Origin of the sequence: Streptomyces sp. NPDC088923 (genome assembly GCF_044749745.1) — a bacterium.
Lineage (GTDB): Bacteria > Actinomycetota > Actinomycetes > Streptomycetales > Streptomycetaceae > Streptomyces.
This window is the reverse complement of sequence record NZ_JBIVIO010000007.1, coordinates 123,735-150,554: the sequence shown is the minus strand read 5'-3', so window position 1 is coordinate 150,554 and position 26,820 is coordinate 123,735. Positions and strand designations below refer to the sequence as shown.

15 protein-coding genes are annotated in these 26,820 nt (G+C 71.6%); 5 read left to right on the top strand and 10 right to left on the bottom strand.

Annotation, left to right across the window (positions count from 1 at the left end):
* The first annotated feature begins 229 nt into the window (after nt 1-229).
* The 4 genes from ACIP4O_RS24395 to ACIP4O_RS24380 all read left to right on the top strand — a co-directional run bounded on the left by ACIP4O_RS24395 (nt 230) and on the right by ACIP4O_RS24380 (nt 13,195).
* Nucleotides 230-11,200 (top strand): LamG-like jellyroll fold domain-containing protein, encoded by a 10,971-nt coding sequence (locus ACIP4O_RS24395; protein WP_401577501.1) that lies wholly within the window; start codon nt 230-232, stop codon nt 11,198-11,200.
* Nucleotides 11,201-11,206: 6 nt separating this feature from the next.
* Nucleotides 11,207-11,755, top strand: coding sequence for a HEAT repeat domain-containing protein (locus ACIP4O_RS24390; RefSeq protein ID WP_401577499.1), 549 nt, complete (start codon nt 11,207-11,209; stop codon nt 11,753-11,755).
* 249 nt (nt 11,756-12,004) lie between these two features.
* A complete protein-coding gene (locus ACIP4O_RS24385) occupies nt 12,005-12,508 on the top strand; it encodes a hypothetical protein (protein WP_401577498.1) in 504 nt (167 codons plus the stop codon).
* 102 nt (nt 12,509-12,610) lie between these two features.
* Nucleotides 12,611-13,195, top strand: coding sequence for a BMP family ABC transporter substrate-binding protein (locus ACIP4O_RS24380; protein WP_401577496.1), 585 nt, complete (start codon nt 12,611-12,613; stop codon nt 13,193-13,195).
* A 132-nt stretch (nt 13,196-13,327) separates the two neighbouring features.
* Here ACIP4O_RS24380 and ACIP4O_RS24375 read toward each other — a convergent pair whose 3' ends face one another.
* From ACIP4O_RS24375 to ACIP4O_RS24345, 7 genes are all read right to left on the bottom strand, one after another.
* The gene (locus ACIP4O_RS24375; RefSeq protein WP_401577494.1) at nt 13,328-15,031 is read right to left on the bottom strand and encodes a RecQ family ATP-dependent DNA helicase; all 1,704 of its coding nucleotides are present in this window, start codon (nt 15,029-15,031) and stop codon (nt 13,328-13,330) included.
* A 213-nt stretch (nt 15,032-15,244) separates the two neighbouring features.
* Nucleotides 15,245-16,252 (bottom strand): YdcF family protein, encoded by a 1,008-nt coding sequence (locus ACIP4O_RS24370; protein WP_401577492.1) that lies wholly within the window; start codon nt 16,250-16,252, stop codon nt 15,245-15,247.
* A gap of 81 nt (nt 16,253-16,333) precedes the next feature.
* A complete protein-coding gene (locus ACIP4O_RS24365; RefSeq protein WP_401577490.1) occupies nt 16,334-17,125 on the bottom strand; it encodes a phosphatase PAP2 family protein in 792 nt (263 codons plus the stop codon).
* Between the two features lie 3 nt (nt 17,126-17,128).
* Complete coding sequence (locus ACIP4O_RS24360) at nt 17,129-18,082, bottom strand: YihY/virulence factor BrkB family protein (protein WP_361327231.1); 954 nt, start codon at nt 18,080-18,082, stop codon at nt 17,129-17,131.
* On the bottom strand, nt 18,083-19,828 hold the full coding sequence (locus ACIP4O_RS24355; protein WP_401577488.1) for a diacylglycerol kinase family protein: 1,746 nt from the start codon (nt 19,826-19,828) through the stop codon (nt 18,083-18,085).
* A 199-nt stretch (nt 19,829-20,027) separates the two neighbouring features.
* Nucleotides 20,028-20,174 (bottom strand): hypothetical protein, encoded by a 147-nt coding sequence (locus ACIP4O_RS24350; protein ID WP_401577486.1) that lies wholly within the window; start codon nt 20,172-20,174, stop codon nt 20,028-20,030.
* A 111-nt stretch (nt 20,175-20,285) separates the two neighbouring features.
* Entirely contained in the window at nt 20,286-22,511 is a 2,226-nt protein-coding gene (locus tag ACIP4O_RS24345) for a catalase (protein ID WP_401577485.1), read from the bottom strand.
* Nucleotides 22,512-22,972: 461 nt separating this feature from the next.
* On the opposite strand from ACIP4O_RS24345, the gene ACIP4O_RS24340 reads away from it, so the two are divergent.
* Nucleotides 22,973-23,785: a SigB/SigF/SigG family RNA polymerase sigma factor gene (locus ACIP4O_RS24340; protein ID WP_401577483.1), complete on the top strand. Its 813-nt coding sequence runs from the start codon at nt 22,973-22,975 to the stop codon at nt 23,783-23,785.
* 241 nt (nt 23,786-24,026) lie between these two features.
* On the opposite strand, the gene ACIP4O_RS24335 is transcribed toward ACIP4O_RS24340, so the two are convergent.
* The 3 genes from ACIP4O_RS24335 to ACIP4O_RS24325 are packed head-to-tail and all read right to left on the bottom strand — an operon-like array spanning nt 24,027 to nt 26,816.
* Nucleotides 24,027-24,920 (bottom strand): glycosyltransferase family 2 protein, encoded by an 894-nt coding sequence (locus ACIP4O_RS24335; RefSeq protein WP_401577481.1) that lies wholly within the window; start codon nt 24,918-24,920, stop codon nt 24,027-24,029.
* Nucleotides 24,917-25,849 (bottom strand): glycosyltransferase family 2 protein, encoded by a 933-nt coding sequence (locus ACIP4O_RS24330; RefSeq protein ID WP_401577479.1) that lies wholly within the window; start codon nt 25,847-25,849, stop codon nt 24,917-24,919. Before ACIP4O_RS24330 ends, ACIP4O_RS24335 begins: the two co-directional genes overlap by 4 nt.
* A complete protein-coding gene (locus tag ACIP4O_RS24325) occupies nt 25,842-26,816 on the bottom strand; it encodes a glycosyltransferase family 9 protein (protein WP_401577478.1) in 975 nt (324 codons plus the stop codon). Before ACIP4O_RS24325 ends, ACIP4O_RS24330 begins: the two co-directional genes overlap by 8 nt.
* Nucleotides 26,817-26,820 lie beyond the last annotated feature (4 nt).

Genomic DNA, 26,820 nt, shown 5'->3' with positions numbered 1-26,820 from the left:
GTGGTCTCAAGCCTCGCCTCGCGATTGGCATATGCAGAGCAAAACCATGTGTCCGATCTCGTCGGTTAACCGCCGGTTCGGTGCTTTGCGTGAGCCAACAGTGCGTCAAGTTCCGGTGCGAACGTCTTTTCGCTTCCTCCACAGGTGTGCGGATACGGCAAGATCCTCTCCGTTTCCTGTGACCGGCCTGTCCTCGCTCTGAGCCAGGCCCCTGCCGCCCGGAGCCCCCGTGCCCTCCCCCCGCCGCGCCCGCCGACGGCTCGCCCGCCGCGTCGCGCTCCTGGTCCTCACGGCCCTCGCCCTCATGCTGACGACTCAGCAGGCGGTCGCCGACGGACGCGAGCTGCACGCTGTCGACCTGCCCTCGCTCTCCTCGATCGGCGGCTGGTTCAAGGACCCGCACTGGGGCAAGCTCCCGCACCAGGACGGCGGCACGGCCGCAGGCCACCCGCACCACGTCTCCGCGACCCGTACGGCCGCGCATCGTGGGGCCGGTCACGCGCGCGGCAAGGGGCGCGGCGAACTGTCCGCGTACAAGGCGCACAAGCCGCAGCTCGCGCACGGTCGCAGCGGGCACCCGCGCGGACGCTTCAACGCCACGACGAGCAAGCGCAACGCCAAATCCTCATCGCGCACCGTCACCGTCTTCGACAACGCCGACGGCTCGCAGACCCGGCGCATCTCCCCTCAGGCGGTCAACTACCGTACGAAGAAGGGCACCTGGGCGCCCATTGACATCGACGTACGCGCCGGACCCGCCGGGCGCTGGTACGAGAAGGCCAACTCGCTCGCCGTCGACTTCGCACCCCGCGCCACCGACCCGGCCCTGGTCTCCTTCGCCAAGGACGAGAACCACGCGCTCGCCTACGGGCTGAGCGGGGCCGAGCCCGTCAACGGCACCCGCTCCGCGGACGGCTCACACGTCACGTACCCCGGTGTCCTGCCCCACACCGACCTCCAGGTGGCTGCCACCGCCACCGGTGTCAAGGAAGCGATCGTCCTCGACGCTCCCGAGGCCGGCCACGAGTGGACCTTCCCGCTCCACCTCGACGGACTCACCCCCGTACAGCTCCACGACGGCTCCATCGACCTGCGCGACACCGCCGGGAAGACCGTCGAGCGCATCCCGCACGCCTACGCGTACGACGCCAAGGTCGACCGCCGCTCCGGTGACCCGGCCACCACGTACGACGTCGACTACCGCCTGCGTCAGGACACCGCGGGCTGGTCGCTCACGGTCACTCTCGACCCCGCCTGGCTGCACGACCCGGCACGCCGCTTCCCCGTCACCGTCGACCCGACCGTGGTGGACGGCTGGACGACGACGTACGCCGAGTCCGGCTACGACCAGGACCACTCCTACGAACAGACCATCAAGGCGGGCTCCTACGACGCGGGCCCGCACTCCGCCGCCGCGTACATCAACCACTGGGACACCGCCTGGGACGGCTCCAAGGCGACCGTGACCGCGGCGAGCCTGCACCTCTTCGACACCTGGGCCGCGACCTGCACGGCCACCCGCTTCGACGTCGCACTCGTGACGAAGGCATGGACTCCCGCCGGGGTCCACACCTACCCGGGGCCCGCCTACGGCGCCTCGATCGGCAACGCGACCCCCTCCGTACCGCACGCCTGCACCAACACCGCGGCTGACCGCACGGTGGGCGACGACGTCACCGTCAAGCTCTCCACCTCCGCGATCCAGGGCTGGTTCAACGGCACGACGCCCGACTACGGGCTCGCGGTCTACGCGGCCACGAACGACACGGACCACTGGAAGCAGTTCGGCTCCTTCAACGACCCCGGCAAGGGCCCCTACCTGGACGTCACCTACACCGGTACGACGCCGCCGCAGGTCTACGAGCAGTTCCCCGCCGACAACGCCGTCGTCCACACGACGACCCCCGAGCTGACCGCCTGGTCCGGCGGCGCCGACTCCCAGGCCAACACGACGACGAAGTACCTCTTCCAGGTCTTCGACGCCCAGGACAAGAAGGTCGCCGACTCGGGCCTCCAAGCGAAGGGCGACTGGACCGTCCCCACCGGCAAGCTCAAGTGGAACACCGGCTACTACTGGACCGTCCAGGGCTACGACGGCGGTATGTACTCGGATGCCACGCCCTACTCGTTGAGCGTGCAGGTTCCCGAGCCGGTCATCACGTCAGGGCTCTCGCAGAACAGCAGCGACCACGGTTTCGACGCCTCTATCGGCAACTACACGACCTCCGACACCGACGCCTCGATCTCGACCGCCGGGCCCTCGCTCGACGTCGAACGCGACTACAACTCCCGCGACCCGCGCTGGGACGGCGCCTTCGGCGCGGGCTGGTCCTCGATCCTCGACTCGCGGGCCACCGAGCAGTACACCCCCGCCGGGGCGGTCGCCGCCGTCAACGTCACCTACCCGGACGGCTCGCAGGTCGGATACGGCAGGAACAGCGACGGCACCTTCACCCCCGGCAGCGGACGCTTCGCCACCTTCAAGGCCGTCACCGGCGGGTACACGCTCACCGACAAGGACGACACCCTCTACACCTTCACGCAGTCCCTCGGCTCGGGCGGCTATGGGCTCACCTCCGTCACCGACGCCGACGGCCGGGCCGTCAAACTCACCTGGACCTCCGGCCACGTCAGCCGCATGGCCTCCTCCGTCTCGGGGCGCGCCCTCGGCTTCACCTGGTCCACCCCCTCCGGCGCCGCCGCCGCGCACGTCGCCACCGTCGTCACCGACCCGGTCACTCCCGCGGACACGGCCACGGCCCAGACCTGGACGTACGGCTACAACGGTGACCAGCTGACCAAGGTCTGCTCCCCGCTCTCGGCGAGCAAGTGCACGACGTACGGTTACACCTCGGGTTCCCAGTACCGCAACGCCTCCCTCGACCTCGACCCGCACGGTCTGTGGCAGCTCGCCGAGACCAGCGGCACCAAGGCCAAGGACGCCGTCCTGGCCAACCAGGGCACCAACGACGCGACCTACGAGCACGTGACCCTCGGCGCCGCCGGCCCCTTCGCCGGCTCGCGCGGCGCCACCTTCGACGGCGCCACCTCGGACGTCGTCCTGCCCGACAACCTCGGCAACGACACCGACTCGGGCGCGCTCTCTCTCTGGTTCAAGACCTCGGCCGGGCCCGGCGTCCTCTACTCCTACGCCTCGCAGCCCATCACCTCGGGCGAGGCTGCGGGCTTCTACACCCCCGCGCTCTACGTCGGCAAGGACGGCAAGCTCAACGCCGAGTTCTGGTACAGCGGCGGCATCAACCCGATCGTGACCAGTGCCTCCGTCGCGGACGGCAAGTGGCACCACGTCGTCCTGTCGGCGGCGGGCAACTCGCAGACACTGTTCCTCGACAACGCCAAGGTCGGCTCCCGTACCGGAACCGTCTCGATCAAGTCCGCGACCGCCTTCGGCAAGAACCAGGTCTTCAACTACCTCGGCACCGGCTACCTCGGCGGCGACTGGCCCGACGCGCCCGCGCCCAAGAGCGCCGACGACACGGACGGCCACCCCGTCTGGTTCAAGGGCACCCTCGCCGACGCCGCCTTCTACGACCACCCGCTCGTCGCGGCCGACGTCAACGCCCTCTACCAGTACGGCAGTCACCCGGCGGCCCTGCTCAGCTCCGTCAAGCGCCCCTCCGGCAAGACCTTCGCCGCGATGACGTACGACGGCGACACCGCCGCGCTCACCCAGCTCACCGACGAGAACGGCGGCACCTGGAAGCTCCTGGCCCCCACCGTCGCGGGCTCCAGCCAGACCTATCGCGGCGCGGTCCTCGGCCAGAACCCCGCCCAGTACTACCGCCTCGGCGAGGCGGCGGGCGCGAGCAAGGCGGTCGACGAGGTGCGCGGCGGGGACGCCACGTACACGAGCACGACCCTCGGCTCCGCCGGACCCTTCAGCGACGCCAAGGCAGCGACGTTCAACGGCACGTCGTCGGTGCTCACGCTGCCCTCCGGCATGGCCCCGGGCACCGGCGCCGAGTCCCTCAGCATGTGGTTCAAGACCTCCACGGCCAACGGCGGCGTCCTGCTCGGGACCTCCAAGGACGCCTTCGGAGCGACCACACCGACCCACTACACCCCGGTCCTCTACGTCGGCGGCAGCGGCAAACTCCACGGCGAGTTCTACTTCACCGGGGGGACGACGAAACCCCTCGCCTCCACCACCTCGGTCGCGGACGGCAAGTGGCACCACGTCGTCCTCGCGACCTCCGCGACCAGCCAGAGCCTCTATCTGGACGACAAGGCGGTCGGCACCCAGACGGGCACCGCCGCACAGTCGGGCCAGGACACCGTCACCCTCGGCTCCGGCTTCAACGGCGGGAGCTGGCCCGACGAGCCCCACTCCTCGACGACCGTCTCCACCGGTTACGCGAGCTACTTCAACGGTTCCATAGCCGACGTCTCCTTCCACCGCGCGCAGCTCTCCGCCGACGACGTGGACGAGCTGTGGAGCGCCGCGAAGAAGTCGGGCGGCCTGCTCCCCGTCGAGACGGTCAAGGTCACCACACCCACCGGCTCCACGGCCACCTACACCTACGACGTCACGCACGGCGGACGCGCGCTCACCGAGACCGACGGCCTCGGCGCGAAGACCAGCTTCGGCTACGACACCGCCGGCTTCGAGCACACCGTCACCGACCCCAACGGAGTCGTCACCGTCACCGGCCACGACGTACGCGGCAACATCGTCTCCTCCACGACGTGCCAGGACCAGGCGAAGAACCACTGCTCGACCGAGTACTACACGTACTACCCGGACGACACGACCGCCCAGCTCACGACCGCCGACCCGCGCAACGACCAGCTCCTCACCTCCCGCGACGGCCGCTCCGCCTCCGCGAGCGACACCAGCTACCTGACCTCGTACGCCTACGACGCGAACGGCGACCAGACGGCGATCACGGGCCCCGCGGTCCCCGGTTTCCCCGACGGCCGGACCACGACGACCGTCTACGCGGACGGCACGAGCGCCTTCCCCGCCACCGGCGGCGGCTCCGTCCCCAAGGGCCTCCCGGTGCGCACGGTGAGCCCCGGTGGCGCGGTGAACTCCGTCGCGTACTTCAAGAACGGGGACGTCGCCTCCACCACGGACGCGGGCGGCCTCGTCACTACGTACACCTACGACGGGATCGGGCAGGTCCTCAGCCAGAAGGCCGTCTCCGACACCTACCCGGACGGGCTGACGACGGCCTACGTCTACGACGCCGCCGGACAGGTCGTCGAGGAGCACGACCCGCGCCTGACCGACCGCGTCACCGGCGCCACCCACGCCGCCGTCACGAAGACCGTCTTCGACGACGACGGTGATGTCCTCAGCCAGTCCGTCAGCGACGCGAGCGGCGGTGACAAGCCGCGTACCGAGGCGCAGACCTACGACGCCTTCGACCGCGTCGCGACCGAGACCGACGCGAACGGCACCGAGGGCGCGGCCAACGGCAACACGACGACGTACACGTACGACACCTCGGGCAACCGTGTCAAGGAGGTCGACTCGGCGGGCACCGAGACCCGCTACACGTACGACGACAACGGCGAACTGCTCACGCAGACGCTCATGACGACCGGCGACCCCGACCACCCGAGCGACCCCACGCCCCTGGTCGAGTCCTCGCGCGCCTACGACCCCTCGGGCCGGCTCGCCTCGGTGACCGACGCGATGGGCAACACGACCGCGTACACCTACACCGACGACGGTCTGACCGCGACGGTCACGCGGACCTCGGCGGACGGCAAGTCCTCCTACGTCCTGGAGTCGCACACCTACGACGCGGCCGGGAACACCCTGTCCACCACCGAGGACAACGGCGAGACGCTGACCACCTTCAAGGTCGACGCCGCCGACCGCACGACCGAGAGCGCCGTCGACCCCGGTGGCGTCAATCGCGTCAGCACCGTCTCCTACACCCCGGACGACGAGGTCGCCAGCGAGAACGACCACGACTCCTCCGGCTGGTCGCGCACCACGACGAGCACCTACGACGCCATGGGCAACGTCCTCAAGGAGACGCTCTACGGCGACGCGTCCGGCCACCCCGCCGGCTGGTGGAAGCTCGACCAGGACAGCGGACGCCACGTCACCGACGCGTCCGGCACCGGGAACACGGCCGCCGTCTCCGGCTCCGGCGTCACCTGGGGCGACGGCTCCGCGCAGTTCAGCGGCGCGGCGGACGAGAGCATCGCCACGAACGGCCCGGTCGTCGACACGACCGCCTCGTACACCGTCTCCGCCTGGGTCAAGCTCTCCTCGCTGCCCACGAAGAACGCCACCGTCGTCGCCCAGTCGGGCAGCAACAACAGCGCCTTCATGCTCCAGTACAACTACGCGCACACCAGCGCCCCGCTCTGGAGCATGGAGCAGACCAACGGCGACGCGGCGAGCGGAGTCACCTTCCCCTCCGCCTACGGTTCCACCAGCACCAAGCCCACCACGGGCACCTGGACCCACCTCGTCGGCGTCTACGACTCCTCCGACAGCGGCATCAAGCTCTACGTCAACGGCTCCCTCGCCGGGAGCGGCACCAACACCTCCGCCTGGAGCGCCGGCGGACCGCTCACCATCGGCCGCGCCCTGTACGCCGGCAAGAACACCGACCAGCTCCCCGGCTCCGTCGCGAACGTGCAGGTCTACCCGCGCACGCTGAGCGCGAGCGAGGTCACCTCGCTCTACGGCAAGGGCCGCGCGGGCGGCACGGTCGGCTCCTCCGGCGAGCAGACCACGACGTACACCTACGACAAGCGCGGACTCCCTCTCACCGAGACGGACGCCGAGCACCACACGACCGAGTACGCCTACGACGAGGCCGGGAACCTCGCGACGACCACCGCGCCCGCCGTCCAGGCCGAGCCGGACGGCACGGAGGCCAACCGCGCCACCGTCCGCCCGGTGACCACGAGCGGCTTCGACACCTTCGGCGAGGCGACCGAGGAACAGGACCCGAACGGCCTCGTCACGACCACCGCGTACGACGCCAACGGCCAGAAGGTCTCCGAGACCCTGCCGCCGTACACGCCGGACGGCGAGTCCTCGGCGCTCCCCGGCACGACGGTCTACACCTACGACAGCGAGGGCAACCAGACCTCCGTCACGACCCCCGCCGGCCGCACGACCTCGTACGCCTACGACCGCTCCGGCAACCTCACCCGCACCACGCTGCCCGACGGCAGCAGCCAGCACGCGACCTACGACGCGGCCGGTGACACGCTCAGCGCGACCGACGCCACCGGTGGCGAGTCCCAGGCCACCTACGACTTCCTGGGCCGTCAGCTCACCGCCACGACCCTGGAACGCAAGCCGGTCGCCAAGTCGTTCACGACGACCAGCTCCTACGCCGTCACTGACGGCAACCCCTATGGCGTACACCTCGCCAAGACGACGAGCCCGGGCGGCGTGACGGCCTCGTACGGCTACAACCGCGCCGGGGACGTCACCTCGGTCACCGACGGCGCGGGCAACACGACCCGCTACACGTACGACTTCCAGGGCAACCAGCAGAAGACGACGCTCCCCGACGGCACCTGGACCGAGGTCGACTACAACGCCTCGGACGACCCGACCGACACCTACGCGCACGCCGCTGACAACTCCGTGCTCACCCACACGTCGAACCAGTACGACGGCGTCGGCGACCTCACCGCCGCCACCGACGCCAACGGGCACACGACGCGCTGGACGTACGACGCGGCGGGCACCATCACCCAGCAGGTCGAGCCGGTCGACGCGAACACCTCCATCACGACGAGCTTCGGCTACGACGCGGCGGGCAACCGCACCCGCTTCACCGACGGGCGCGGCAACAACTGGCGCTACGCGTACACCCCGTGGGGCCAGCAGAGCACCGTGACCGAGCCGACGACGAGCCGCTGGACCTCGGCCGCCGACTCCACGACACGCTTCGTCTACGACGCGGACGGCCGCATGACCCGGGCCACGCTGCCCGGCGGCACGTCGACCTCCATGACGTACGACGACCTCGGCCAGCTCACCCGCATGTCCGGACAGGGCGCCGACGCGGCCACGGCGAGCCGCGGCTTCACCTACGACAAGAACGGGCGGCTCACCGTCGCCGACACCGACGAGGCCGGTATCGCCGGGGCCGTCGACCACCAGGCGGCGAGCCACGAGACCTTCGGCTACGACGACCGCGGCGACCTGCTCGACGCGGCGGGCTCGGCGGGCACCTCGTCCTTCACGTACAACGCCGACTCGCAGATGCTCACCCGCAAGGACGCGGCCGGGACGACCAGTTACGGCTACGACACGGCCGGCCGCCTCGCGAGCCTCGACGAACCGGCCACCGGCACCCGGCTGACGTACTCCTACGGCAAGCTCGACGAACTGCGCTCGATCAACTATGGAAGCGGCGGCCAGACCCGCACCTTCTCCTACGACGACGACCACCAGCTCACCGGGGACGTCCTCACCAAGGGCGCGGCCACCCTCGCGAGCTTCGCCTACGGCTACGACCCCAACGGCAACCTGACCGCGAAGAAGACGACGGGCGTCACAGGCGCCGCCGCCAACACGTACACCTACGACTGGTCCGACCGGATCACCTCGTGGAACGACGGCGCGAAGACGACCGCGTACAAGTACGACGCCTCGGGCAACCGCGTCCAGGTCGGCGCCGACGTGTACACCTACGACGCCCGGGACGAGTTGACCTCGGACGGGAAGACGACGTACGAGTACTCGGCACGCGGCACCCTGACCGCGGAGTCCTCGGCCACCGGCACCAACGCCCTCTTCCGCACCGACGCCTTCGGCGACCAGATCGTGGCCGGGGAGCAGTCCTACACGCAGGACGCCTTCGGCCGGAACCTGACCGACACGAACACGGCGGACGGCGCGGGAGGCGGCCGCGCGTTCACGTACTCCGGCGCCGACAACACGATCGCGTCGGACGGCGACAGCACCTACACCTACGACCCGGCCGGTGGCCTCACCGGCGTCAAGGACGCGACCGGGGGCGTCCTCGCCCTCACCGACGAGCACAACGACGTCGTGGGCACCTTCGGCCAGAACGCGAGCGCGCTGACCGGCTCCGCCACGTACGACCCCCTGGGCAAGGTCCTCGCGAGCAACGCGATGAGCGGCCACCTCGGCTTCCAGTCCGGCTGGACCGAACCGGGCACCGCACCGGGCGCGACGGACGCGGCTTCCGACAGCGACGGGACGGGGAACACCGGCAACGTCGGCACGGCCTCGCGCTGGTACGACCCGCACACCGGCCAATTCCTCAACAAGGACAGCCTCGCGCTCGGCGCGATACCCGACTCGGTGGCGGCGAACCCCTTCGCCTACGTCGACGACAACCCGCTCGCCGGGACGGACGAGTCGGGCAACTGCTCCTGGTACGACGTCGTGTGCGGCGCCAAGAAGGTGGCGCACAAGGCGAAGAAGAGCGCGAAGAAGGCCGTGCACAAGGCCAAGAAGGCGGTGCACAAGGTCTACCACGCGGCCAAGCACGTGGCCCGCAAGGTCGTTCACGCCGTCAAGCACGCGGTGCACAAGGCCGTGCACAAGGTGCGGGACTACTACCGCTCCACGGTCCGGGTCGTGCGGCGCGTCTACCACTACACGGCGAGACATGTGAAAAAGGCGGCCCATCGCGTCGTGCACGCGGTGCACACCGCCTATCACAAGGTCAAGAAAACAGTGCACCGCGTGGTCCACGCGGCGAAGAAGACCGCGCACAAGGTCGCGCACACCGTCAAGAAGGCGGCACACGCCGTCTCGCACGCGGCCCGCACCGCCTACCACGCGACCGTCAAGGCCGCGAAGTCCACGGCCACCTTCGTCAAGCACCACGCCGCCGCCATCACCTCGTTCGTCGTCTCGACGGCGGTGTTCGCGGGGTGCGAGGCGGTGACCGGCGGGGTCGGTTCGATCGGCTGCGCCGCCGTCGCGGGGGCCGCGGGCTCCCTCGTGACCCAGGGCTTCGCCTGCGCCCAGTCGGGCGGGGACGAGTGCTCGGTGGGCGCTTTCGCGGGCTCGGCGGCGGAAGGCGCGCTGGCGGGGGCGGCCGGTGGGCTGCTCGGCAAGGCGGGCGGCGCGCTGCTCGCCAAGGCGGCCCCGAAGGCGATGAAGGTCGTGGGCGGCCTCTTCGGCCGGGGCGCCACGGACGCGGGCGAATCCGCGGCGGCGGACGCGACGGACCAGGCGGCGCTCGCGCAGGAGACACGCGGGGCGGTGTCGGAGTCGGGTTCCCGTCCGGGGTGTACGACCCCGCACAGCTTCACCGGGGCGACCCGGGTACTCCTGGCGGACGGCACGACGAAGCCGATCGATCAGGTCAGGGCCGGCGACAGGATCGCGAACGCGGTACCGGGGCTGACGGCGACGGAGGCGCACGAGGTCACAGCGGTGATCGTGACGCGCACGGACCGGGACTTCGTGGACGTGAAGGTGCGCGACCACGCGACGAAGAAGCCGCGCACCTCGCTCTCGGCGAAGGCGCGGGCGAAGGCCCGCAAGGCGGCGGTGGCGCTCACGGCGCTGGGCGCCCTGGCGGGAGCGGCGGGCCCGGCGGCGGCCTCGGCACCGGCTGCGACCGCGGCTTCGGCGTCGGCCTCCGCAGCGTCCTCGCCTTCGTCTTCGTCCGAGCTGCACACCACCTTCCACCACCCCTTCTACGACGTCACCCGCTCCGCCTTCGTCGAGGCGAAGGACCTCCACAAGGGCGACCTCCTCCAAACCCCCACGGGCACAACGGAGATCACGGGAGTCCGCCCCTACCACGCGCACACCACGACCTACGACCTGACGGTCGGGGAACTGCATACGTACTATGTGCTGGCAGGCGCTACGCCAGTCCTTGTACACAATTGCAACGAAATATTCTATCGAGCCATGGGTGACAAGGAGCTTGCGCGGTTGGGGCCGAACGGAGAGATAACGCCGCGCGGCGAGAATTTCGTGACGCAGGACCTTGGTTACGTGAATGGTCTCCGCCGGACATTCGCGAAGCTTTCTGGGCGAAAGGGTGAAAGCTTCATCAATCTCGTTCGGTATGAAATGGAGCCGGGCACGAAGGATGCATTGATCGCCCAGGGTAAGTGGTCGGACGAGATCGGGAAGAACAACGTCGATGATGTACATCTTAAAATGGAACGAGGGGCCTTGAATTTCGGCCTCCGTTCCAGGTCGGTTGACGTTTTCAATAGTCGAATTATCGGCCACGGGGTGATTGGGTGACAGTGCATGCATAATCTCGATGACTCGTCCAGGCGGTTGATCGGTCAGGCAGAGAGGTTGCTTGGGGGCGGCTACCTCGAAGAGGAAGTGATTCAAGGCGCGGCACGATCGATTCCCGATATCGCCCCCAATGTCATCTCGTGGCTGCATCACTTCCGTTCTGAGCAGGACTGGAGGAGGCTGGAAAAGTTTTCAGAGGTAGCCCGAGTCCTGCATCCCGAGGGGTTGGGAGCTATCCTCTGCGACGTGCTCGACAGTGACTCTGACGGTGTACTCAAGGAGGATCTGATTGAGATACTTGGAGAGATCGAGTACTCGGAAGCGGTGCCCGTTATCGAAAAGGTATTGCGCGATTCCGTGTTGTCGGATGCCCCCTACTATCTGCTGTGTGTGAAGTGCATACATTCGCTGGGCAGAATAGGCACAGCTGCAGCGCGAGATGTGCTTCACCAGTTCGTGGATTCCGCTTGGCCGGATCAGATTCGCTGGCATTCAGCCGTCGAGTTGGAGATCGAGGAGGAACTCGGCTTCGACGAGGATGAAATGCTGGGATAGTGTCCAGTGTTTCCTGATAAACGCAGAGCGCCTGCGACTCGGGGTCCCTTGAAAATGATTGCGGCATCACGCCCGTTCTGTGGCCCGGGTCGGCAGGATTGCCGAGCAAGAGTGGCCGGTTTCCCGAAGATCGAGGGGTTTGAACAGGCGAGGGTGGCTCCATGGGACCGTTAGGAGCTACTCCGGCAACTGGGTGTGGCAGTTCTGGCAAGGGAGGGATTCGGTCCGTAGTCGCGAGGACGGAACGTCATGTTGTGCTGGGATTATGAAAGCGAAGGCTGGGAATCGCGAATCTCCAGTATGCCTGAGGCGGGGCAGAGGGAATTGGCTCTTTCCTGTCTTGAGCGTACGCTGGATATGATGGATGCTCCTGTTTCAGGGGAATTCAGTGGCCCCTCGATAGTTTTCTTCAGGGATGCTGTTCAGGACTTCAGGGCGAAAGTGGCCTCTCCTGGACAATGTGTCGCGGTGCTGGATGAAGAGAATTTCTTCGAAGCTCTTCATGTCCTTCCGGATATCGATCCAGCACCTGGCGTTCCCCCGCTCGTCATGGCCTTCTCCGATTACGCGGATTGCCTCCGTAATCGCCCACTGAGTAGTCGCGAGGTGCTGGGCATCATGTCTTCGTGCTACGAGGTGATCTTGAATGAGACGGGCCTTCCGAGGGTCACTGTGGAAGCGGAACGTGAGAATGAGATGTGTCGTCGTGCCTTGCAGATGCAGCGACAACTGATCGGCAACGCACTGTCCTGAATGGGAAATGGTCGCCGAGCGTTTGTCGAGTGGGTCGTGCGTGAGGTGAACGGGAAAGCCGTGAAGAGCCGTTTGAGTAAGAGGACGAGGCAGCGTAGGGGGATGGCCAGGGTGAGGAGTGCCGGAGACAGGCCGGGGCGCGGTGTGCTGGGCCGGCAGTCGCGGGGGCGGCTCGTCGTGTTCGGGGGGCTGGGGCTCGTGCTCCTGGCCGCTGTCGTCAGCACCGTCGCGGTGGTGGCCGGTGGGGGCGGGAGCGGGCGGCCGCCGGTGCCGCCGACCAGAGCGCGGGCCTATAGCGAGCAGGACGCCTGTCTGCTCACCGGCTCGTCCGGGGTCGCGAAAGGTGGCGAAGCCGCGAGGGTCTGGGACGGGATGCGCGAGGCCTCCCGCGACACGCGCGCACGGGTCGCGTACACGCCCGTGACCGGGGCGCGGACCGCCGCCAACGCGACTCCCTTTCTCAACGGCCTCTTCCAGCGGTCCTGTGATGTCGTCGTCGCCTCGGGCCGGGCAGAGGTGGCGGCGGTGCGGGAGGCGGCCGGTGGGCGGCCGAAGACGCGTTTCGTGCTGGTCGGCGGCACGGTGAACGAGGAAGGCGCCGGAGGGAACACCACCGTGGTCGCGGCGGGTGCCGGTCTGGGCGGGCGCGTGGCATCGGCGGTGCGTGAGGCGCTCCAAGAGCACTGAGGGCTTCCAGGCGTCGCGTGCCCGAGAAGGTGCTCGGCTTGGGTGCGGGCGATCGCTCGGTGAGGTCCGGCGGCGTCGGAAGACCGGTCAGCGGTGGCCCCTTGGAGCGGCCGTGCGCACGTGCGGACCGCCTCAGGCCTCGACGAGCGGAGTCAGCAGTGACTGTTCCCGCACCGCGCTGAGCGACAGGGTCCGGTAACCGGCCTCGGTGAAGAGCACCGTCAGCCGGTCCGGCTCACCGCTCATCACCTCGCCCTCGCCCCACACGCGGTGGCTCACCCTGGTGCCGGGCGGGAAGACGGGGCCGGCCGGGATCTCGACGGTCGGTGCCGTGAACCCACCGGTGCCCGCGAGTACCGCGATTCCGCCCGCGCCGCTCCCGCGCTCGCTCGCCTCGCAGTTGTCGCAGCCGGCGCACTCTCCCGCGTCGAGGTCCTCGCCGAAGTAGCCGAGGAGCGCGCGCCGTCGGCAGCCCTCGCTCTCGGCGTAGCCGCGCATCATCTCCACCCGGCTGTGCTCCAGGCGCGTACGGGCCTCGGCGAGGCGCACCGCCTCGCGCGCGCACGTGTCCCTGCGGGCACCGGGCACCGCCCGTATCCCCGCCTCCTCCAGCACGAGCCCGCCGGCCTCCGCGAGCAGGTGCAGCAGCGAGGTGAGCGTGGAGTGCGTCAGGCCGGTCTCCTCGCGCAGCACCGTGGCCGGTACGGGCCCCGGGTGGGCGCGCACGCGGTCCATGAGCCCGGTGAGCGTGCTCTCGTCCGGGTGGCCGGAGGCACGGTAGCGCTGGACGCCGAGATCCTCGGACCGGTAGCCGAGGATTGCGCGGGCGGGCCGCCCGTCGCGGCCCGCGCGGCCCATTTCCTGGTAGTACGCGTCGAGCGAGCCCGGCACGGAGGCGTGCAGTACGAAGCGCACGTCGGTCTTGTCGATGCCCATCCCGAAGGCCGAGGTGGCCACCACGACGTCGAGTTCGCCCGCGTGGAAGGCGTCGTGGACCGCGGAGCGGCTCGGCGACGTCATACCGGCGTGGTAGGCGGCTGCGCAGAGGCCGAGCGAGGACAGTTCCGCCGCGTACTCCTCGGTCTCCTTCCGGGTGCCGGCGTAGACGATGCCGGGCTTCGCCTCTCCCGCCGCCCGCTCGACGACCCAGCGGCGCTTCGCCTCCTCTTCCTGGTGCCGGACCACTTCGAGGTGGATCTCGGGGCGGTCGAAGCCGGCCACGATCTCGCGTGCCCGCGGCATCGCGAGGTGGCGCAGGATGTCGGCGCGCACCGGGGGTGCGGCGCTCGCCGTCAGGGCGAGGAGCGGCGGGCGGCCGATCCGGTCCCGGACGCGCCCGAGCGCCAGGTAGTCGGGGCGGAAGTCGTGGCCCCAGCTGGAGACGCAGTGCGCCTCGTCCACGACCATGAGAGCCGGTCCGGCGGCGCCGACCATGGCGAGCACGTCGGGCTTGGCGAGCTGTTCGGGCGAGACGAAGAGGAAGTCGAGCGCTCCCTCGCGCACCCGCTCCCAGGCCTGGGCGTTCTCGCGCGCCCGCTGCGCCGAGTTGACCGCCGAGGCCCGGGCACCGGCGCTGCGGCCCAGTGCGGTGACCTGGTCGCGCTGGAGCGCGATGAGCGGGCTCACGACGAGGACGGGTCCTTCGAGGAGCACTCCGGGGACCTGGTAGACGGCCGATTTCCCGGCGCCGGTCGGCATCACGACGATGGTGTCCTCCCCGGCCATCACGGCCTCCATGGCGAGAAGCTGCGCGGGGCGCAGTTCCTCCCAGCCGAAGACCTCGCGCGCGGCGGCGCGCAGCCGGGAGCGGACCGGGGAGCGGCGGGCGGTGGGCATGGGGCCTCCTGGTACGGGTGTGGCGGGAACCCCGTCCGGTGGGCCCCGGCGAGGACGCCGGACGTGTACCCGGGTCGGGCCCGCCCACGACGCGCGGAGCGGAATTTCCGGGGGCATTCGCACGGGAGCCGTCGTGCCTGACGCCTCCTCACCGTGAACGGGTCGCTCCCCGGCATCCGCCGGTCGCGCACGTGCCACCGTCCGGACACGCCGTTACCGGCTGAGCCACCACACGAGCGCCCCGCCGAGGACCAGGAGCAGGCACAGGGCGATGTTGGTGCGCCGGTAGTCGACGAGGAGCGCGACGAACTCGCGGATCATGGCGCTCGGCCAGAAGTACGTCGCCGTGGGCGCTCCCATGACGTGGCCGCGCACGCCGACGCGGCGCGCCGTGACGGCAGTGCGGAAGACGTGGTAGTTGCTCGTCACGACGACGCAGCGATAGCCGGGATTCGCGCCCGCCATGAGCGCGTGGCTGTTGCTCAGATTCTCCTCGGTCGTCGCGGACCGCTCCTCCCGCACGAGCAGCCGCTCGGGAAAGCCCTTGGCCTGGACGTACCGTGCCATCGCCTCCGCCTCGGACAGCGCCTCGTCATCGCCTTTCCCGCCGGAGACGAGCAGGAATGGTTCCCGCTTGCGCTTCGAGAGCGCGCGGTGCGCGGTGAGCCCCCGGTCGAGCCTGGCGGCGAGCAGGGGTGAGACGCGTTCACCACCGAGCAGTCCCGCGCCGAGCACCACGACGTAGTCGGTCCTGCGCCGTATTCGCAGGTGCCCGTAGAGCATGGCGTAGGCGAGCACACACGCGAAGAGGAAACCGACGTACCCGGCGATCGCGGCGATGGTGACGGCGATCGCGAGCAGCGTGTGGGCGTGCAGGACGAAAGCGGTGACGAGCAGCGCGGCGAGCGCGAACAGGGCGAGACCGGCGAGGAGGGAGAGGAGGTTCGCCGGGCCCCGGCCCTCCTTGCGCACCATCGTGACGCCGTTGGCGAGGAGGAGTGGCGCCGGGACGAGGACGCACAGCGCACCGACGACGACCGCCGCCACCGCCACGTCGCGCCCGGCGAGGGTGCCGCCGTGGACCAGCGTGAAGCACCAGGCGGCGAGGGCGAAGACGAGAGAGAGGCCGAGGAGGACCGCGTTGCTGAAGCGGCGGCGGTCCCGTAGCACCCCCACGCAGAAGACGAGGAACGCCACGGCCGCGGGGGCGTAGGCCAACATGCGGAGAGTGTAAGCGGCTTGGGGGAGTCGCGGAGGGCGGGGGAGGGGCGCCCCCCGCCGGGTGTCCTGCGGCACCCGGCCTCAGGGGGTGACGGGTCGGCTCTCGTCCGGGTCCGGCTCGGGGTGCGGACCGGTGAGTTCGGGTTCGAGGCCGTCCGTGAGCGCTTCGCCCGAGTGCCCGGTGTCGGTGCGCCAGCCGCGGAAGGCCCACGCGGTCGCGGCGACGACGGCGAGGCCGAGGAGCCAGCCGCCGACGACGTCGCTGAACCAGTGCACGCCGAGCGCGACCCGGGTGAAACCGACACCGAGGACGGAGACGGTGCCGAGGGTCCAGCACACCGGCCGCCAGGCACGCGGCACGAAGGGCAGCAGGGCCAGGAGGATCACGGCGATGGACGTCAGGGCCGTCATCGCGTGCCCCGAGGGGAAGGAGTAGCCCGGCGCGTGCGCCACGGGGTCCGCGAACGCGGGGCGGGCCCGCTCCACCACGAGCTTCACGAGCAGTCCCACGACGCCGCCGGCCACCGCCGTCACCCCCGACCAGACGGCGAGCCGCCAGGCCCGCCGGTAGAGCAGCCAGCAGGTGAGCACGGCGACCGCGATCCGCAGCGTCACCGGGTCCCACACGTGGTCGGACAGGACGCGCAGCGCCCTGGTCCAGGCCGGGTGGTCGAGCGCGATCCGGTTCAGCCGCCCGGCCGCGCCCGCGTCGACGCGGTGCAGCGGCCGCCACTTGGTCTCCACGAGTACCACGAGCAGGCCGAAGGGGACGGCGGCGAGCGCGGTGACGGCGGCGGCGCCGAGCAGCCGGACACCGAACCTGCGGTCGGCGGGCCGCCGGTAGCGGTCGGCGAGGCGGCGCAGCAAGGGCACGGGTCACACTCCTGGATCGGGTTGTTCGGGCCCCGGCACGTGGGCGCGCGAGGCTTCGAGCTGGGCGGCGAAGGAGAGACCGAGGAAGAGGGCGACCGAGGTGAGGTACGCCCACAGCAACAGCGACATGAAGGCGCTGAGCGGCCCGTAGACGGTGTCGAAGGAACCGCTGAGCCGCAGGTACAGGCTCAGCAGCCAGGTGAGCAGTGTCCACAGGCTCAGGTAGACGCCGGCGCCGAACGCGAGCCACGTGTAACCCGGTTGCTTGCGGCGCGGGGCGCTGCGGAAGACGACGCTCGCGGCGATGAGCGCGAGCAGGAGGCCGAGGGGCCAGCGCCCGTACTCCCAGACCGTGCGGGCGCGCTCGCCGAGCCCGTAGACGGTGGTCGCGGAGGCGGCGAGGTCGCCGCCCGCGATCATGACGACGAAGCCGAGGCCGAGGGGGAGCCCCGCGGCGACCGCCATGACGAGACCGCGCCCGTACTTGAGATGGAAGGGGCGGTCGCGCTCGTTGCCGTAGATGCGGTTGGCGCCGCGCTCGATCTGGCACATCGCGGTGGTGACGTTGACGAGCGAGAAGATCGCACCGAACCACAGCGCGATCTCGTCGCCGTCGCCCGCCGCGCTCTCGCCGCGATCCAGCGCCTCGTCGACGACCTCGGCACTGGGCCCGGCGGCGATCCGGTGGAGGGTGAGCTGCGCGAGCCGCCCCAGGTCCTCGGTGTGGAGCGAGGTGGAAAGGCCGACGAAGGCGATGACGAGCGGGATGACGGCGAGCACGGTCTGGAGGGCGAGGGCGCGCGCGTTGGTGAAGCCGTCCGCGTACCGGAACCTGACGAACGAGTCCCGTACCAGCTGCCAGCGGCCGTAGCGGCGCAGCGCGGCGAGCGCTTCGTCGGCGGAGAGTTCCTCACCGGTCATGTCCCGGGTCACCGGGACCTTCGAGACGCTGCCCATCTACTCGGTCACCACCCGCGCCGGCGTCCGCGTGCCCCGCGCGGCGTCCTCCTGTCGCGGTACGAGGACGGTCAGCGCGCCGGGGAGCACGGAGACCGTCAGCCGGGTGCCGTGCGCGGCGGTCTCGCCGTCGTACTCGCGCGGCTGCGGGGCGGTGAAGGTGAGTTCGGCGTGCCGGAAACGGAAGTACTCGACGGGCGGCAGCCCGGTGTCGTGCGCGGGGCCCGTGCCCTCCTCGCGGCGCAGCAGGGTGCGCAGGGAGCGCAGCCAGCCGCCGGCCCCGCGCGGGTCGAGGATCAGCAGGTCGAGGTGGCCGTCGTCGGGGCGGGCCCGGGGGACGAGCCGGACACCGCCCTGGAGGGCGCCGACGTTGGCGACGAGGGCCATGCGCGCCGTGCGGCGCAGTTCCGGGCCGCCGTCCAGCCGCAGGACGACCTCGGCTCGGCCGCCGCCGATCTCCTCCATCCCGGTGAGGACGTAGGCGGGCCAGCCGAGCGCCGACTTGGCGCGGTCGCCGGTGCGCTCCATGACGGCGGCGTCGAGCCCGGCCCCGGCCATGACGGCGAAGACGGTGGAGGGGAGTGCGTCGCCCTCGACGCGGCCCAGGTCGATGCGCCGGGTCCGCCCGGCCAGCGCGGCCTCCAGCGCGGTGGCGGGGTCGAGGGGCAGGCCGAGGTTGCGGGCGAGGAGGTTGCCCGTGCCGCTGGGCACGATGGCGAGGGGCACGCCACTGTCGACGAGCTCCTCGGCGGCCGCCCGTACCGTTCCGTCACCACCGCACACGACGACGAGCGCGGCTCCCCTGCGCACCGCCTCGCGCGTCTGGCCCGGGCCCGGGTCCTCGGGCGTCGTCTCCAGGAACTCGACGTCCCGCCTGCCGTACCGCCCGAGCAGCGCGCGCAGTTCCTCGCGGGCGCCCGCACCGGTGACGGAGGGGTTGTGGACGACGAAGACCGTGCCCTCGACGAGGCCGGGCGCGTCGGCGGGCGTGGGGTGCGCCTCGGTGCTCGCGGGGTGCGGCTCGGCGGTCACCGAGGCGTCGACCAGCAGGAGCCGGGCGGCGACGGCGATGGAGAGCGTGCCGTTGACGAGTCCGCCGACGACGTCGGTCGGATGGTGCATGCCGCGGTAGAGGCGGGCGAGGCCGACGAGGAGCGGCAGGAGCATGAGGAGCCCGGCGAGTGCCTTGCGCCAGGGGCCGCGCACGCGGGTCAGGACGAGGACGGCGAGTCCGGCGTAGAGGGCGGTGGCCGCTCCGGTGTGCCCGGAGGTGTAGGAGGAGGTGGGGGGTGAGGCGTCGAGGCGGTGCACGTCCGGCCGCTCGCGGTCCACCGAGAGCGTGATGGCCAGGAAGACCAGCGCCTGTGAGGAGACCGCGACGGCGAGGAAGACGGCCTGGCGCCACATGGGCAGCCGCGGGATCAGCAGCAGGCCGAGGCAGACGATCAGGGTGCCGATCACGACGGTGAGGGTGTTCCCGCCCTCCGAACCGACCGAGGAGAGCGTGGTCAGCGTGCCGGTGCGTATCCCCTCCAGCCCCTCGTCGACGCGGTCCTCCACCGTGAGCGGCCATATGTGCTCGGCCGGGCCTGTGATGAGCAGTCCCGCGCCGACGAGGAGCCCGGCCTGGCTGACTGTGAGCACCGCGATACGGCCCAGCGCTCCGGCGCTGCCGCGCGGCAGGGTGCGTCTCCTGCCGCGCGGCCGTGCGCTCGTCGCTGCTGTCGCGGACACGGATACGGACATGGGACCCCCACCTTCGGCGCCCTGGTGGGCGCGCTCCCGCCGGCTCTCTTCCGCCGGTCCCCAGCCGTTTGCCCCTGCGGGAGGAAAACAGGCCGACCGGTGTGCGAACCCTGTCCGGCTCCCGGCGGCTGTGACGTGGTCGCCCGGGGAAGCCAGGAGGCGGTACGCCCGCGCGGCTCGTGGCCTGGCCGCACGAGCTTCAGGGAAAGGGATGCCCCCGTGCCGGGAGCGCCGGCACGGGGGCGTCCCCGCCGCGGTACTTGCCGGAGGGCAGGGCGATCGCCTGCCCGGTGGACTTGACGAAGTTCTTGCCGCTGCCGTCGGTCGGGGGTGCCTGGTAGGTCACCCCGCCGAGGGTGACCGGGCCGGGGGGAGCGGCCTTCGGCGAAAGGACAGGGGGCACGCCGTTGGTGCGGTGCGTGCCCCCTGCGCGGTCTGTGTCCTCTCCGCGGACGGGTCAGGAAGCGGCCGGGAAGCGGTCCCAGACGCGGTGCGTGCGCAGCAACGCGGTGAGCTGCTCGAACACCTCCGTGCCGGAGCCGCCGAGCACGACACCAGGCGCGTCCCGCGGCACCCGGGCCGCCGTGAGGGCGGCCTCGGCGCCCGCCCAGCCGCCGATCGCCTTGCCGTGCCGGTAGGCCTCACCGAGCAGCAGCGCGAGCCGCGGCTCCACCTCCGCGCCCTGGACGCCCGTCTTGGCGTCCCGTACGGGCAGCGAGTCGGCGGCCGGGGCCGGGGAACCGGCGACGAGCAGGGCGTCGAACTCGATGGACCGCGCGGTCGCGAAGGTCCGCTGCACCGGTACGCCGTCGAGCGTCCCGCCCGCCGGAGCGATGACCAACGGCACCATGTCCGCCGCGAACACCGCGTCGCGCAGCGCGCGCACGCCCTCCGGGTCGGCGTCCGGCGCGACGACGATGCCGATGTTGCGGCCCTCGGTGGGCCACTCCCGGCCCAGCTGCGAGAGCGCGGGGCTCACGAGGCCGTCGTCGGAACCGGTGTCGGGGGCCGGGGCGGGCAGCCCGAGCGCGGCGGCGACCTCGGAGCACAGGCGTGCGTCGATGTGCGCGAGCGTCAGCAGCACGCGCTCCTTGACGGCCTGCTCGTAGCACTTGCCCAGCTCGAAGCTGTACGCGCCGATGATGTGCTCCTGCTCGACCGGCGTCATGCTGCGCCAGAAGAGGCGCGCCTGACTGTAGTGGTCGTCGAAGGACTCCGGTGCCTCGCGGACCTTGCGCGAGGCGGGCAGCGGGACCGGGACCTCGATGTCCGCGCCCCGCACCGCGCCCGCCTGGAAGGGGCAGCCGCCGTCGAGCGAGTTCGGGCGGTACGGGGCGACGCCCTGGTGCACGGCTGTCTGGTGCATGCCGTCCCGCAGCATGTCGTTGACCGGCGCGTGCGTGCGGTTGATGGGCAGCTGGGCGAAGTTGGGGCCGCCGAGGCGCGTGAGCTGGGTGTCCAGGTAGGAGAAGAGCCGTCCCTGGAGCAGCGGGTCGTCCGTGACGTCGATGCCCGGTACGAGGTGGCCGACGTGGAAGGCGACCTGCTCGGTCTCGGCGAAGTAGTTCGAGGGGTTGCGGTTCAGGACGAGCCGCCCGATCGGCTGGACCGGTGCCAGTTCCTCCGGCACGATCTTCGTCGGGTCGAGCAGGTCGATGCCCTCGAAAGTCTGCTCCGGGGTGTCGGGGAAGGTCTGGATGCCCAGCTCCCACTCGGGGAACGCGCCCGCCTCGATCGCGTCGGCGAGGTCGCGCCGGTGGAAGTCGGGATCGGCCCCGGCCGCGAGCTGGGCCTCCTCCCACACGAGGGAGTGCACACCGAGCTTCGGCTTCCAGTGGAACTTCACGAGCGTCGTCTCGCCGGCCGCGTTCTGCAGCCGGAACGTGTGGACGCCGAAGCCCTCCATCATGCGGAACGAGCGCGGGATGCCCCGGTCGGACATGTTCCACAGGGTGTGGTGGGTCGCCTCGGTGTGCAGCCCCACGAAGTCCCAGAAGGTGTCGTGGGCGCTCTGCGCCTGCGGGATCTCGCGGTCCGGGTGCGGCTTGCCCGCGTGGATGACGTCGGGGAACTTGATGGCGTCCTGGATGAAGAACACCGGGATGTTGTTGCCGACGAGGTCGAAGACGCCCTCCCCGGTGTAGAACTTCGTCGCGAAGCCCCGCGTGTCGCGCACGGTGTCGGCCGAGCCGCGCGAACCGAGCACCGTCGAGAACCGCACGAAGACCGGGGTCTCGGCGTCCTTCGCGAGGAAGGCCGCCTTCGTCACACCGCTCGCCGTGCCGTACGCCGTGAAGACACCGTGCGCCGCCGCGCCACGCGCGTGCACCACGCGCTCCGGGATGCGCTCGTGGTCGAAGTGCATGACCTTCTCGCGCAAGTGGTGGTCCTGGAGGAGCACCGGCCCGCGCGGCCCCGCCTTGAGCGAGTGGTCCGTGTCGTGCATGCGGTCGCCCTGCGCGGTCGTCAGCCACTCGCCCTGCTGCGCCACCGCCTTCCGCGGGGCGCCCGTGGGCGCCCCCGTGGGACTCCCCGTCGCGGGGCCGCTCTGGTCGCCCTTGGGCGGAGCGGGCTCCTGGGGCTCGACGGGCTCGGCGACCTCCGGGGTCACCGTGGACGGCACACCGGGCACGCGCGGCTCGTCCGAGGATTCCGGTGGTACGGCGGCGGGACTCGTGGGCATGGGGGTGGCCTTCTCTCGTACGCGGCGGGTGGGCCCCTCTCTCGCGGGGGCCGCTCACGGGGTACCCGGTGCACGGTGGATCACGCGTGCCCGGCCGTGGATGGGGCCGGGGGAGTGAAACGGAATCACTGCCATGGCGCGGCGACCGCGAGCGGTACGATAGGCCAGGCCACGGCCCCCGTGCCTCGCGAGGTCCACGAGACACCACCGTGCCGGGCTGGGGCGGTGGCCGCCGCGCGGTGACGCGGGAGGAGCGGGCGCTTACCCGCGCATCCGCGAAAACGGCGCGGCAAGGAAGCCGACAAGATGCGGTATGGCGAGGAACCGGGAGGATGGACGAGACAGCGGTGCTCAGGAACCAGGCACGCGGTGGCTTCGCTGGTCACGTGGGCGCGGATCCCCCGTCGCTCGTGTGACGCGACAAGGCCATCCCCACGGCCGGCGTTGACAGGAGCGACGTGGTGGAAACGACCACCTCCCAGCAGAAGCCGGAACAATCCGGCGGCTCCGGCGGGGCGTGCGGCTTCACGCTTCTGCGACGCCTTCCGCCCGGCCCCGACAAGGAGCGCCAGCGCGCCTTGCTCGTCGAGGCATGGCTCCCCATGGCACACCGCATCGCCGGCCGTTACCGAGGACGTGGCGAGACGCTGGAGGACCTGTGCCAGGTCGCCGCGCTCGGCCTGCTCAAGGCCGTCGACCGCTTCGACCCCGAGGTGTCCGAGGCATTCGAGACCTACGCGGTGCCCACCATCCAGGGCGAGCTGAAGCGGCACTTCCGTGACAACACCTGGGGCGTGCACGTACCGCGCCGCGTGCAGGAACTACGGAGCGCCGTACGCGTGGCACTCCACGAACTCGCCCCGCACACCGCCCCCCGCAGCCCCTCGGTGGGCGAACTCGCCCGTTGCGCGAAGCTGAGCGAGGAGGAGGTGCGTCAGGGGCTCGAAGCCCTCGACAGCTATCGGTCCGTCTCCCTCGACAGCACCGCGCCGTCCGAGGACGAGCACGCGCTGCGCGACCGGCTGGGCGCGGAGGACCCGGCCTACGCGACCGTGGTCGACCGGGAGTCGGTACGACCCGCTCTCGCCGAGCTGCCCGAGCGCGAGCGGTACATCCTCTACCTGCGGTTCTTCCACGCGCGTACCCAGCGTGCCATCGCCGCCGAACTCGGTCTCTCGCAGATGCACGTCTCCCGGCTCATCACCCACGCTTGCGGGCGGGTCAGACGCCGGGTCGAGGCCCGCCCCGCGCGCGGGGGAACCACCGGTCCCTGAGCCCCCGCACGTGTCGGACGGTCCGCACCGGCCACTAAGCCTTGGCCGCTCAGCGCCTCGGCCGCTCACCGCGTCGGCACCGCTCGAACGGACCCACCGCACCGCACGAGCGGGACGCAGACCGGCAGGACCAGGACGGCACGCGCCGCCGCTCGGCCTCTCCCGCCCCCTTCCGCACGCCTTTCCGCGCGGGCGCGCACAGCGCCGGGCACGGCACCGGGCACGGTGCCGCCGAGGGTGCTCAGCCCACGTAGCGACGTGCCGTGCCGGAGCGTTGCGCGGCTTCCAGGGCGGTGAGGCGGTCCTCCAGCCAGGGCGGTACGGCGGCGCGTTGGCGCAGGACCCAGGGCAGCCCCGCCAGAGCGTGGGCGAAGGCGCGGGCGGTGGCGCGGTCGTGCGGGGTGGTGCGGGCCAGGTGGAGGGTGCGGCGCAGGGCGGCGGGCGCGGGACGGCGCAGCCAGGTGAACCACAGGGTGTTGCGCAGCCCGAGGACCCGTCGGCCGGTGCTGTCGCGGACCGCGGAGGGAGCGTGGTGCACCGTCAGCTCCGGGCTGTACGCGAGCCACCAGCCCGCGCGCTGGAGGTCGACGGCGAGCAGTTCCTCCTCCCCGCCGAGCCAGAGCCCCGGGTGGAAGCCGCCCGCCGCGGTGAAGGCGTCGCGGCGCAGCACGGTCGCCGCCGCGAGGAAGGAGCCGAGGGCGGGGCCCGGCAGCCAGTCGGGCCCGGTGAGCGGCGAGTCGCGCAGCTCGGCGACGACCGGGTCCTCGGTGCCGCCGGGTTCCACGACGATGCGCGCGGTGACGGAGGCGAGGCCGGGGGCCGCGTCGAGCAGAGCCGCGGCGTGGCGCAGGGAGCCGGGCGCCCACCACGAGTCGTCGTCGCAGAAGGCGAGGTAGGGCGTGCGGGCCAGCCGGGCCGCGAGGTTGCGGGCCACCGCGCCGTGGTTGCGGCTCAGGCGCAGCAGCCGCATCTCCGGGAAGCGCGCGGCGACCGCGTCCGCGCTGCCGTCCCGCGAGGCGTTGTCCGCGACGATCACCGGGGGCCGCTCCGGCAGCGCGCGCAACTTCTCCAGGGTGCGCAGGAGTTCGGGGCGGCGATTGTGCGTGATGACGAGCACGGTGACGGGGTGGCTCATCGCGAGACCTCCGTAGGGGCGCCCGAGGCGGGGGAGTGGTGCGCTGTGCCGCGCTCGACCTCCCGTACCGCGCGCTCGGTCGCGGGCGGGAGCGGGGCGCGGTGGCGCAAAAGCGCGCGCGGGAGCCGGTCGAGCGTCCCGGCGAGCGCGGTGGCCGCCCCCGGCCTGGCGCGCAGCGCGTCGAGGGCGCAGCCCAGGGTCCGGCGGGTGGCGAGCGGCAGGGGACGGCGCAGCCAGTCCGTGAGCAGGGCGTTGCGGCGCACGAGGGCCGCGCGCCCGGGACGCGGGGCCCCGTCGGGAGCGTGCCGCGCCACCACCTCGGGCACATAGGCGACCCCGTGGCCGCGCGCGGTGAGGTCGAGGGCGAGCAGCGTCTCCTCCGCGCCGAAGAACAGCAACGGGTGGAAACCGCCGATGGCGAGGAAGGCGGAGCGGCGTGCGACGGCCGCGCAACCGAGGAAGCCGAGCACGGGCAGGCCGGGGAGGCGGGGGTCGGGCGGCAGCGGGGACGCGGCGAGTACCGCGTTGAGCGGGTCCTCGGCCCGGCCGGAGGCGCCGACGAGGGTGCGGGCCGCGAGCAGGTCGAGTGCGGGGTGCGCGTCCAGGAGCGCCGCCGCCCGCGTCAGGGAGCCGGGCTCCCACCAGGAGTCGTCGTCGCTGAAGGCCACGTAGGGGGTACGGGCGTGCCGGACCGCCAGCGTACGGCCCACCGCCCCGGTGTTGCGCCCGGGCCGCAGGACGCGCGGGGAGCTGGGATGCGAGAGGAGGGCGCGCGCCGTCGCGGGGTCCGTGCCGTTGTCCACCACGATCACGGGCGGGCGCTCGGGGAGCGCGGCGAGGCGGTCGAGGGTGTGCAGCGCGCCGGCGGGCCGGCCGCGGGTGATCATCGCGACGGTCACCAGGGCGGTGGGCGGCTCCGGCTCAGCCATGGACCCCACGCTCCCGGGGGACGGTCAGCCGGTTGCGTACGGCGGTGAGGACCTCGGACACGGTCAGGCACAGCAACTGCCGGTCGGGGCTTCGCCCGTGCGGGTCGCCCGGCGGGCCCGGGTGCCACAGCGCCGCGTGCCGGGGCTCCTCCGGCGGGCCCCACCGCCAGGGCGGGACCGGGCCGAAGAGGGTCACGGAGGGCGTGCCGCACGCGGCGGCGAGGTGGGCCGGACCGGTGTCGGAGCTGAGCAGCAGGGCGGCCCGGGAGAGAAGCGCGGCGAGCGAACCGAAGGAGAGGGTCCCGGGGAACAGGTCGTCGTCCCGCAGTCCGGCGGCCCGGCCGAGTCCCGCGACAAGGTCCTTCTCGTTCGGGCCGCCCGTGAGCACGACACGCCTGCCGTCCGCGCGCAGCGCGCGGATCACCTCCGCGTACCGCTCCGCGGGCCACTCGCGCGCCGGGGCGTTCGCGCCCGGGTGGACGACGACGGCCCCCGGCGCGGGCGAGGGCACGGTGGGCGGGGCGAGGAGGAGGTCGGTGGGGTCGGCGGGGATACCGTGCGCGGTCAGGAGCCGGCACCACAGGACCCGTTCGTGGTCGTCACCACGCGATCGCGGGGCGGCCGGTCGCGCTCCGGCGTACGACAGGAGGCGCAGGGGGGAGAGCGCCGCGAGCGCGCGGTGGCTCTCGGGCCCCGTCCCGTGCAGGTCCACGGCGAGCGCGGGAGCAGCACCGGGCCAGTGCCCCAGATCCGGAACGCCCCGGTCCGGTGCCTCGGCCGGGAACAGCTCGTCCACGGCGCCGCTCGCGTGCGCCGCCTCGCGCAGCGCGGCGGGCGCGGCGAGGACGAGCCGGTGGTCCGGGTGTGCGCGCCGCAGCGCGCGGAGCGCGGGGACCCCGGCGAGCAGGTCCCCGAGACCGAGGGCGCGCAGCACCAGGAGGGTGGGGGGCGGCGAGCTGGGAGGCATGGCG

Excerpts from the sequence above, each read along its gene's own strand:
- ACIP4O_RS24380 (WP_401577496.1), top strand. The coding sequence starts at position 12,611 with ATGGCCAGGGTGAGGAGTGCCGGAGACAGGCCGGGGCGCGGTGTGCTG.
- ACIP4O_RS24355 (WP_401577488.1), bottom strand. The coding sequence starts at position 19,828 with ATGTCCGTATCCGTGTCCGCGACAGCAGCGACGAGCGCACGGCCGCGC.
- ACIP4O_RS24330 (WP_401577479.1), bottom strand. The coding sequence starts at position 25,849 with ATGGCTGAGCCGGAGCCGCCCACCGCCCTGGTGACCGTCGCGATGATC.
- ACIP4O_RS24360 (WP_361327231.1), bottom strand. The coding sequence starts at position 18,082 with ATGGGCAGCGTCTCGAAGGTCCCGGTGACCCGGGACATGACCGGTGAG.
- ACIP4O_RS24335 (WP_401577481.1), bottom strand. The coding sequence starts at position 24,920 with ATGAGCCACCCCGTCACCGTGCTCGTCATCACGCACAATCGCCGCCCC.
- ACIP4O_RS24375 (WP_401577494.1), bottom strand. The coding sequence starts at position 15,031 with ATGCCCACCGCCCGCCGCTCCCCGGTCCGCTCCCGGCTGCGCGCCGCC.
- ACIP4O_RS24385 (WP_401577498.1), top strand. The coding sequence starts at position 12,005 with ATGTTGTGCTGGGATTATGAAAGCGAAGGCTGGGAATCGCGAATCTCC.
- ACIP4O_RS24325 (WP_401577478.1), bottom strand. The coding sequence starts at position 26,816 with ATGCCTCCCAGCTCGCCGCCCCCCACCCTCCTGGTGCTGCGCGCCCTC.
- ACIP4O_RS24390 (WP_401577499.1), top strand. The coding sequence starts at position 11,207 with ATGCATAATCTCGATGACTCGTCCAGGCGGTTGATCGGTCAGGCAGAG.
- ACIP4O_RS24370 (WP_401577492.1), bottom strand. The coding sequence starts at position 16,252 with ATGTTGGCCTACGCCCCCGCGGCCGTGGCGTTCCTCGTCTTCTGCGTG.
- ACIP4O_RS24345 (WP_401577485.1), bottom strand. The coding sequence starts at position 22,511 with ATGCCCACGAGTCCCGCCGCCGTACCACCGGAATCCTCGGACGAGCCG.